Raw genomic sequence first — 9,117 nt, forward strand, 5'->3', positions numbered from 1 at the left:
TCGGCCCGCGCGACCGCGCCGCGCGCCATGCCGAACTCCTGCTGCGCCTCGTCCCGGCGCGCCTCGGCCCCGGCCAGCTCGCGCCGCGCCGTGTCCTCGTCCCGGCCGTCCGCCTCGCGCCGCCGCTCGTCCAGCGCCGACACCCGGCGCCGCAGCTCCTCCATCCGGTTGCGCGCGACGGCCTTGTCCGCGCCGAGCCGGTCGGCGCGGCCCTTCAGCTCCGCGAGGGCCGCCTGCGCCTCGGCGACCTGCGCGTCCAGCGCGCCGCCGGTGAGCTGCTCGGCCTCCTTCTCCGCCGCCCGCGCCGCCTGCCGGACGGTCTCGGACTCGTCCTCCAGCGCGCCCACCTGGGACGCCAGCGACGTGTCCGTGTCCGCCGCGTCCACCAGCAGGCGGGCCTGCCGCGTCCGCCAGTTCCGCAGCGACGCCGCGACCTCCGCGCGCGCCCGGTCGCGCCGGTCGAACGTCCTCAGCAGCGACGCCGCCTCACGCTCCCACTCGGCCAGCCGCGACGTCGCCTCGGCGGCCTTCGCCCGCTCCCGGTGCTCCTCGGCGCGCGAGACCCGCTCGGCCTCCAGCTCCCGGTCCAGGCCGGTCAGCGCCGCGATCGCCGAGAAGATCCGCTCCGGGCTGATCTCGTTCAGCGGCTGCGACAGCAGGTTCGTCGCGACCTTCGACCGCACCGACGTCGACAGGAACGACACGCACCGCACCTGCCCGCCGTACAGGACGCGCGACAGGTCCTTGGCGACGAAGTCGCGGCGGCCCGCGCTGCGCGGCAGCGACGCCCACAGCGCGTCCGCCATCGTCACCCGCTCGGCCTCCGACGCCGCCGACGCCAGGTGGACGCCGTGCCGCCAGCGCAGCTCCAGGTGCGGCGCGTCCGCGTTCACCCGCAGCCACACGGTCAGCGCGTCCGAGCCGTCCCCGTCGGCGTGGTCGAACACCCCGACGATGTAGCCGTGGTCGGCCGACGCCCACTGCTGGTCGCCCTGCGCGGCCAGCTCGGCGTTGAACAGCAGCTCCGAGACCGCCCGCGCGCCCGACGCGAACCGCCACTGCTCGTCCCCGAGCAGCGCCGTGATCGACGCGATGAACGACGACTTGCCCGCGCCGTTGGAGTCCTTCGGGCCCTGCCCGGCGACGACGATGAGCGTCCCCGGAACCGTCGGCACCGGATGCGTCGACAACCGCGAGATGTTCACCGCCTGGACGGCGACCAGCGTGCGGCCTCCCACGACGTTCTCGGCGTCGGCTCCGGCCCGGGCCAGGCCCGGCACCAGCGGATCGAGGACGGCGGTCACGAGTTCTCCCCCTGGACGGCGGCTTCCCGCACGGCTTGCGTTCTTGTCTCCTGCCGGCCCGCTTCCTGGCGGCCCGCTTCCTGGCGGACGCGTTCCCGGCTGCGGCGGCGGGCCCGGATCGTCGCGGCGAGCGGCGAGTCCGGCCCCGCGGCGAGGATCAGCTCCTCCTGGAGGCGGCGGCGCGCGGCGGGCGTCAGCCGGTGGAACTGCGGGCCCGGCACGAACCCGCCCGCGTCCCCGCCGTCGCTCCGGCCGTCGGCGCGGACCTGCGCGACCAGCCCGGCCAGCCGCAGCCGCCGCAGCGCCGCCTCCAGCTCGGTGATCGTCAGCTGCGAGCGCCGCCGCAGCTCCTCCAGCGGGGTCGGGTGCGGCGACAGCCACGTGTCGTCCGGCAGCCGACCCGCCGCGCGCGGGATCGCCACCGAGTGGATCAGCACCAGCGTCAGGACGGCCCGGTCCCCGGCGGGCGGCGAGCACGCGGGATCGCGCGCGAGCTCCTCGGCGACCTCGTCCTGGTAGCCGGACGTCCACTCCGACCGCCCGGCCCGGATCAGCGTGCGGCCGGACAGGTTCAGCATCGCCTCGAGCGTCCGGCGGGACGCGGGCTCGCGCAGCGCGCCGAGCCGCGCCTCCGGCACCGGCTCGGCGGCGTGCTCGACCGCCATGTACGCGGCCACCAGCTCCGACCGGCGCCGCTCGTCGAAGGACCGCAGCAGCGGCTCGAACGGCTCACTCACCCGCGAGCACCCCCTGCGGCGGCTCGGGCAGGCGGCGCAGCAGGTCGCGCAGCGGGCCGAGGGCGTCGTCGTGCCACAGCGCCACGCGCGGCCCGGGCCGGACGACCCCGGCGGACTCGTCCAGGAGCAGCCAGCCGGTGTCCGACAGCCGCCGCAGCTCACCGGTCGCCCAGCGCCGCGCCAGCTCGGCGTCCCCGCGCGACATCCCCCCGTACACCTCCAGGACGGCCGGGACCGGCACGGCCTCGCCCGGCCACGGGGCGTCGTCGAGCCGCGTCCAGCAGCAGCGCAGCGCCGCCGCCAGGACGCGCCGCGCCTGCCCCGAACGGTCCATCGGCATCGGGGCGGTGTCGTACTCCTCCAGCAGCGCCGGGGTCGCGCCGTCCGGCCAGGCGGGCAGCAGCCACAGCCGCTCGCCGTCGGACGCCGTGGTCAGCCCCGCCGGAACCGGCTCCGAAACCGGCTGCGCCGGTGCCCCCAGTGCGCGCGCACGCGCGCGAGCGAGCACTCCCGGATCAACAGAAGGCTCGGTCACGCGTCGGTCCTCTCGAAAACGCCTGGGGAGATCCACGTCGGCGCCCCCTCCGGCCGGACGTCCAGGCCGTCCGCCCAGACGAGCCGGTAGGGCAGCTCGGGATGCAGGTGCGCGGACGACAGGTCCGCCAGCAGCCGCCGCGCCGTCACCCAGTCCTGCGCCAGGACGTCCTGGACGGCGACCCGGTCGCGGCCCCGCAGCGCCTGCTCGGCCACGGCCCGCAGCCGCTCGGCGGCCGTCGCGTCGCCGCCGGTGTCGTCCGACAGGCCGGGGTCCGGCACCGACGGACGCGGCGGCGCGGGACGCGGCGGCGTCGCGCGCGGACCGTCCTCCACCGCCTGCACGACCGCCGACGGCTCGTGCCACGGCGCGGGCGCGTCGAACACGAACCCCTCGAGGACGGCCGCCAGGTCGTCCCGGGACGCCGTGCGCGCGAACGTGCGCCACGTCTCCGGCGGCAGCAGCGTCAGGTTCCGGGTGGTGCCCGCCGAGTCCGACAGCCGCGCGGCGGCCCGCCGGGACGCGTCACCGTAGGCGTAGATCGCGGTGCGCAGGTCGGTGCAGGCCCGGTCGAGCTGCGGCCAGCGGCGCAGGATCGCGCCGTGCAGCCGCTCGGCGCGCCGCAGGATCTCCTCGGTGCCCCACAGCTTCGGGGCCTGCTCGCGCAGCTCCTCGATCGTCCCGTTGGTGAGGGTCAGCAGCTCCACGCTCCACAGCCGGAACGCGCGGGCCAGGCCCGCCGCGCCGTCCCGCGCCTGCTCCGGCGTCATCCGGGGGTCGGCGACGTTCAGCTGCTCCAGCGCCAGCAGCCGGTGCATCTCGGACTGGCCGCCGTCCAGCATCATCCGCCGCACGAACATGAGCCCGACGACCGAGGTGAACGACGCCCGGTACCGCAGCTGGTTCGGCTTCGGGAACACCTCGCGGACGGCGCCGAGCCCGCGCAGCACCCGCAGCCGGTTCTCGAACACCTCCGCCGGGTAGCGGCGGCACACGTACCGCATCTGCTCGCGGCTCAGCCCGTCCTCGCCGGCGTCGGCGAACGCGGCGAGCAGGGTCTCGGCGACGTCCACGAGTTCCGGGTCGTCCACGACCGCGCCGCTGTCGCGGGCGAGCGCGGCGAACATCTGCCGGTAGACGCCGAGCACGGCCTCGCCGACGAGCGCGTCGTCCAAGGTCGGCGGGCCGCCGGAGGCGGGTTCGGAGGGGTGGGACACGGCGACCTACGGTAAGGCCAGCGGGCCCCGAGGGTGGAATCGGAGCGCTCCGGGCGTGTTTCGCCCGCTCTCGTCCTCCCCGGGAGCGGACGCGCCGCGCACGCGGACGGTCACGGTCCGTGGGGCGCGTCGGACGGGGACAGTTCTCCGTACCGAACACGGGACGCGCCCCGGTGTGAGGTGAAACACTCGCGAAGGACGACCCGGGACGGCCGCCCCGGGACATCGGGACGGCCGCCGCGGGACATCGGGATCAGGCGCCTCACCCGCCGAGGGCACCCCCGATCCGGCATCGCCGCAGGTTGTGGAGGCCGCTGGGCATGACACCGCCGAATCCCCCCGCCCCGTCGGCCGGGACGAACCTGCCCGCCGAGCCCAACGCGTTCGTGGGCCGCGAGCGGGACGTCTCCGACCTGCGCGGGCTGCTGGAGACGACCCGCGCCGTGACGCTCTGTGGCGCGGGCGGCATCGGCAAGACCCGGCTCGCCGTGCACGTCGCGCACGGCGTCGTCGCCGCGCACCCGGGCGGCGTCTGGTTCGTCGAGCTCGCCGACATCGCGCCCCGCGGCCCCGCCGACGTCGTCGCCCGCCGGGTCGCGGCCGTGCTCGGCGCGTCCGAGGAGGAGGGACGGCCGCTCACCGTCACCCTCGCCGACGCGATCGGCGACCGGGCCGTCCTGATCGTCCTGGACAACTGCGAGCACGTCGTCGCCGAGTGCGCCGAGCTCGCCGGGGCGCTGCTGCCGCGCTGCCCCCGGCTGCGGCTGGTCTCCACCAGCCGCGAACCGCTGCGCACCGAGGGCGAGACGGTCTGGCGCGTCCCGCCGCTCGACCCGGGCGAGGCCGTCCGGCTGTTCGCCGAGCGGGCCCGCGCCGTCCGGCCCGAGTTCGCCGTCACGCCCGAGAACACCGCCGCGGTCTCCGAGGTCGGGCGGGCCCTGGACGGCGTCCCGCTCGCGCTGGAACTGGCCGCCGCCCGGCTGCGGGTGCTGACGGTCGAGCAGATCGCCGGGCGGCTCACCGACCGGTTCCGGCTGCTCGGCGCGAACTCCCGCACCGCCCCGCACCGGCAGCGGACGCTCCGCGCCGCGATCGACTGGTCGCACGAGCTGCTGGACGCCCGCGAGCGCACCCTCCTGCGCCGCCTGTCGGTGTTCACCGGCTGGACGCTCGGCGAGGCCGAGAGCGTCTGCGCCGACCCGGCCGGGCTCGCCGCCGACCTCGCCGAGGACCTCGCCGAACTGCCCGACCTCCCCGACCTCCCCGACCTCCCGGACCTCCCCGACCTGCCGGATCTACCCGGCCTGGACGAGGGGCCCGAGCCCCCCGCGGGCGGCCTGCCTCCCCGGGGCGTCCTGGACGTGCTCACCGCGCTCGTCGACAAGTCCCTGGTGGTGGGCGAGGAGGAGGTCGCGGGCGAGACCCGGTTCCGGCTCCTGGACAGCATCCGGCAGTACGCCGCCGAGCGGCTCGCCGAGGCGGGCGAGGAGGAGATGGTCCGCGACCGGCACCGCGACAGCGTCCTGGAGGCCGCCGAACGGGACGGGGAGCTCGCGCTCGCCGAGGCGTCCGGCGAATGGCAGGACCGCGTCGCCCTGTTCCACCGCTGCGACGTCGAGCTGGGCAACATCCGCGCCGCGCTGGCCTGGGCGCTGGAACGCGAGGACGTCGAGGGCGGCCTGCGCATCTGCACCGCCCTGCGGTCCTACTGGATCGCGCGCGGACGCGTCCCCGAGTGGGCGCAGTGGACCGACCGGTTCCTCGCCCGCAGCCGCGGCCTGCCCGCGATCGTCCTCGGCCCCGCGCTCGCGGGCCGCGCGCAGCTCGCGCTCAGCGCCCGCGACTTCCCGCGCGCCGCCGGATTCGCCGAACGGGCCCTCGACCCGTGCCGCAGCGCGGGGGACGGCTTCATGGGCGCCGCGTCCCTGATCACCCTCGCCGAGGCGCACACCCGCGCGGGCCGCTACACGGAGGCCGCCGACCGCCTGGACGAGGCGGACGGCCTCACCGAGTCCCCCGGCCAGGAGTGGAACCGGGGCTACTCCATGATCGCGCGCGGCTACATGCTCGCCCGCTCCGGGCGCGCGCGCGAGGCCGCCCAGGTGTACGAGTCGGGACTGGCCGTGATGCGCGACATCGGGCAGCTGTGGGGCGCCGCGCACGCCCTGATCGGCCTCGGGCGCATCGCCGAGCTGCGCGGCGACGCCGCGGGCGCGCGCGCCCTGTTCACCGAGGCCCTGCCCCCGCTCGTCGAGATCGACGCGCGGCCCGAGCTGGCCCGCGCCCTCGCCGGGATCGGACGCGTCGCGCTCGCCGCCGGGGACCTGTCCGCCGCGCGCGGCTCCCTCGGCCGGTCGCTGAGCCTGTGCCGCTCGTCCGGCGTCCGGCCCGAGATCGCGCGCGGCCTGGAGGCGTTCGCCGAGCTCCTCGCGATCGAGGGCGACCGGCGCGGCGCGGTGATGCTCACGGGCGCCGCCGCCGGACTGCGCGAGGACGCCGCCCGCCGCCACACCCCGCACCCGGACGGCCCGGCCCACCCGTCCGGCGCGTCCGGCTCGCCGGTGACCCGGACGCCCGGGCACGGAGCCCGCGTCGAGCGCATGCTGGAGCCGATCCGCCGCGCCATGGGCGAGCCCGTCGTCGCACAGTGGTTCGGCGAGGGCCACTCCCTCGGCCCCGACGAGGCCATAGCCCTCGCCCTCGGCACCGACGACGAGGCCGCCGCCGCAGGACCCGAGCCGTCCACCCAGGCCGCCGCCACCCCGCAGCCCACCGCGAACGACACCCCCCTCACCACCCTTGAGGAAACGCGCTCCGACACCGGGCCCTACACCCTCCCGACCGCGCCTACCTCGCCCACCCCGCCCACGGCGTCCACCACGCCCACGGTGCCGACCGCGCCCGTGACGCCGCCGAGCACGCTCACCGCCCGCGAACGGGAGATCGCGCTGCTCATCGCGCGCGGCCTCAGCAACAAGGGCATCGCGCGGGAACTGGTCATCAGCCCGGCGACGGCCGCGCGGCACGTCGCCAACATCCTCACCAAGCTCGGCTTCAACTCCCGCGCCCAGATCGCCGTCTGGGCCGTGGACCACAAGCTCGCCGACCAGCCACAGCTCCGCTGAGTTACATACGTACGTGCACAATCGTGCGCATGTGGTGGCGGCGGTGCCGCACGTAGCGTCCTTCCCATGATCTGCATGCGTGTGGACGCGGCCGCCGGGCACCCGGCGGTCACGGTGTCCCGGGCGGTGTTCGGCATGACGCCCACCGAGGACCCCCTGGCCGAGGAGCGCGCCGGCGGCCGCCTGGCCGTCGTGGACGCGATGGGCGACCGGGCGATGAGCCACGCCGACCTCGCCGCCGCCGTCGGGTCCCTCGCGGCCGGGCTCGCCCGCGAGGGCATCGGCCCCGGCACGGTCGTGGCGCTGCACCTGCCCGACAGCCCCGAGTTCGTCGTCGCCCTCCACGCCGTCACGGCGGCGGGCGCGACCCCGATGCCGGTGCGGCCGACGACGTCCGCCGCCGAGTTCGCCACCCTGCTCGCCCAGGCCGACGCGGGCGTCGTCATCACCTGGCCGGTACTGCTCGACATCGCCAAGGCCGCGGTCCAGGCCCGTCCCGTCCGGCGGCTGTTCTGCTTCGGCGACGAGCCCGACGTCGAGCCCGTCGCCGCCCTGCACACCGGCGCCGCCGCCCCGGACGTCCTCCTCGACCCCGCCCGGGACGCCGCGCTCGTCGCCTGCACCCGCGGCGACGGCGCCCCGGCCCGCGCCGTCCGGCTCACCCACGCCGAGGTCGTCGCCGGGATCACCCGGGTCGCCGACGCCGGGCTGGTCGGACCGTCCGACACCGTCCTGTCGGCGCTGCCCCTCGCCGACCCCATCGCCCTGAACGGCCTGCTCAACCCCGGACTGCGGCTCGGCGCGACGGTCGTCACCCTCGCCGGCGCCGGACGCCACGAACTGCTCCGCGCGATCCAGGACCATCGCGTCACCGTCCTGCTCGCGCCCCCGAGGCTGGTCGAGGTGCTCGCCTACGACCGGTCCGTCCCGCGGTACAACCTGCGCTCGCTGCGCGCCGTCGTCAGCGCCGGCGGACCCCTGTCCGCCGAGGCCGCGCGCGCCTGCGCCAACCGGCTCGGCTGCCCCGTCCGCCAGGCGTACGGGACGGCCGAGGCCGCCGGGATCACCCACCTCAATCCGCGTGGGGTGGAGGAGGGCACGCTCGACTCGGTCGGTCGCGGCCTGCTCGGCGTCGCCTGGCGGGTCGTCGACCCGACCACCGGCACCGACCAGCCCGCCTACCAGCCGGGCGAACTGTGCCTGCGGCTGCCGATGACGTCGGCGGCCGCGGTCCCGGTGCGCTGGCTCACCACGGGCGACCAGGCGTTCGCCGACGAGCACGGCCGCGTCTACATCCTCGGCCGGCTCGGCGCGCGGCGCCCCGACCCGCCCGCCGAGCCCGACACCGTCCTCGCCGCGCACCCCGCCGTGGCCGACGCGGTCATCGTGCCCGTCCCGGACCTGACGGTCGGGCTCGCGCCGCACGCGTTCGTCGTCGCGACGCGCCCGGTGTCCCGTGAGGAACTGCTCGCCTACGTCAACGGCCACGTGCCGTCCTACCGGAGGGTGGTCGCCCTGCACGTCGTCGACATGATCCCGCGGTCCCCGTCGGGCCGCGTCCGCCGCAGGGCGTTGCTGCAGCGTGCGGGGCTGTCCTGATGAGCTACACACCCACCTACACAGTTCTGCGGATGTGGCCGCCCGGCCCGGGTCCGTACGGTCGGCCCATGCCTGACGGAGAAGCTGGCCCGGGAACGGTGGCCGAGCCCACCGTGACCCGCGCCGTGCTGGCCTCCGCCCGCGAGCACGCGGCCCGGTTCGGCGGGCGCGCCGCGCTGGTGGACCCCGGACGGCGGATCGGTTTCGGCGCCTTCGCGGCGCTGGTCCCGGCCGCCGCCGCGGGGCTGCACCGGCACGGAGTGCGTTCCGGCGACGTCGCCGCCGTCCAGCTCTCGGGCGTGGGGGAGCTCACCCTCGCGGTCCACGCGCTGTGCGCGGCGGGCGCGGTCCCCGCGCCGCTCCCGCTGGACGCGACGGTGGGCGAACTGGCCCGCATGATGACCGAGTGCGGGGCCCGGTTCCTGGTGACCGGCGGCGAGGTCGCGGGCGCGGCCCTCGCCGCCACCGAACGGTCGTACGTCCGGCAGGCGTTCGCCTTCGGGGAGTACCCCGGGGCGACGTCGTTCGCCCGCCTCGTCGGGGCGGGCGCGCCGGGCGGCACGGCCGCGCGGTGGGGGGAGCAGGCGGCCGTGTGGGGAG

6 protein-coding genes and 1 pseudogene are annotated in these 9,117 nt (G+C 77.0%); 3 read left to right on the plus strand and 4 right to left on the minus strand.

All coding sequences use genetic code 11. The features are described 5' to 3' along the window. The 4 genes and pseudogenes from EBO15_RS41695 to EBO15_RS41710 form a co-directional block, all read right to left on the minus strand. A pseudogene (locus EBO15_RS41695) lies at positions 1-1,304 on the minus strand (chromosome partitioning protein ParA); the annotation flags it as partial. Further along, positions 1,301-2,041 carry a DprA-like winged helix domain-containing protein gene (locus EBO15_RS41700; protein WP_158628502.1) on the minus strand — a complete coding sequence of 247 codons (741 nt, stop codon included), beginning with the start codon at positions 2,039-2,041 and terminating at the stop codon, positions 1,301-1,303. The pseudogene EBO15_RS41695 and the gene EBO15_RS41700, both read right to left, overlap by 4 nt. Next, entirely contained in the window at positions 2,034-2,576 is a 543-nt protein-coding gene (locus EBO15_RS41705; protein ID WP_199745158.1) for a hypothetical protein, read from the minus strand. Before EBO15_RS41705 ends, EBO15_RS41700 begins: the two co-directional genes overlap by 8 nt. Continuing rightward, entirely contained in the window at positions 2,573-3,793 is a 1,221-nt protein-coding gene (locus EBO15_RS41710) for a hypothetical protein (protein ID WP_122199967.1), read from the minus strand. Before EBO15_RS41710 ends, EBO15_RS41705 begins: the two co-directional genes overlap by 4 nt. Positions 3,794-4,113: 320 nt before the next feature. Between EBO15_RS41710 and EBO15_RS41715 the strand changes: the two genes are divergently transcribed. The 3 genes from EBO15_RS41715 to EBO15_RS41725 form a co-directional block, all read left to right on the plus strand. Next, complete coding sequence (locus tag EBO15_RS41715; RefSeq protein ID WP_122199968.1) at positions 4,114-6,918, plus strand: LuxR C-terminal-related transcriptional regulator; 2,805 nt, start codon at positions 4,114-4,116, stop codon at positions 6,916-6,918. A 66-nt stretch (positions 6,919-6,984) separates the two neighbouring features. Further along, on the plus strand, positions 6,985-8,517 hold the full coding sequence (locus EBO15_RS41720; RefSeq protein WP_122199969.1) for a class I adenylate-forming enzyme family protein: 1,533 nt from the start codon (positions 6,985-6,987) through the stop codon (positions 8,515-8,517). 68 nt (positions 8,518-8,585) lie between these two features. Further along, a partial coding sequence (locus EBO15_RS41725) for an AMP-binding protein (RefSeq protein WP_147481897.1) occupies positions 8,586-9,117 on the plus strand: 532 nt, incomplete at its 3' end.

Origin of the sequence: Actinomadura harenae, from assembly GCF_003696215.1 — a bacterium.
Lineage (GTDB): Bacteria > Actinomycetota > Actinomycetes > Streptosporangiales > Streptosporangiaceae > Spirillospora > Spirillospora harenae.

Coding starts and splice junctions, on each gene's coding strand:
- EBO15_RS41715 (WP_122199968.1), top strand. CDS start 4,114: ATGACACCGCCGAATCCCCCCGCCCCGTCGGCCGGGACGAACCTGCCC.
- EBO15_RS41720 (WP_122199969.1), top strand. CDS start 6,985: ATGATCTGCATGCGTGTGGACGCGGCCGCCGGGCACCCGGCGGTCACG.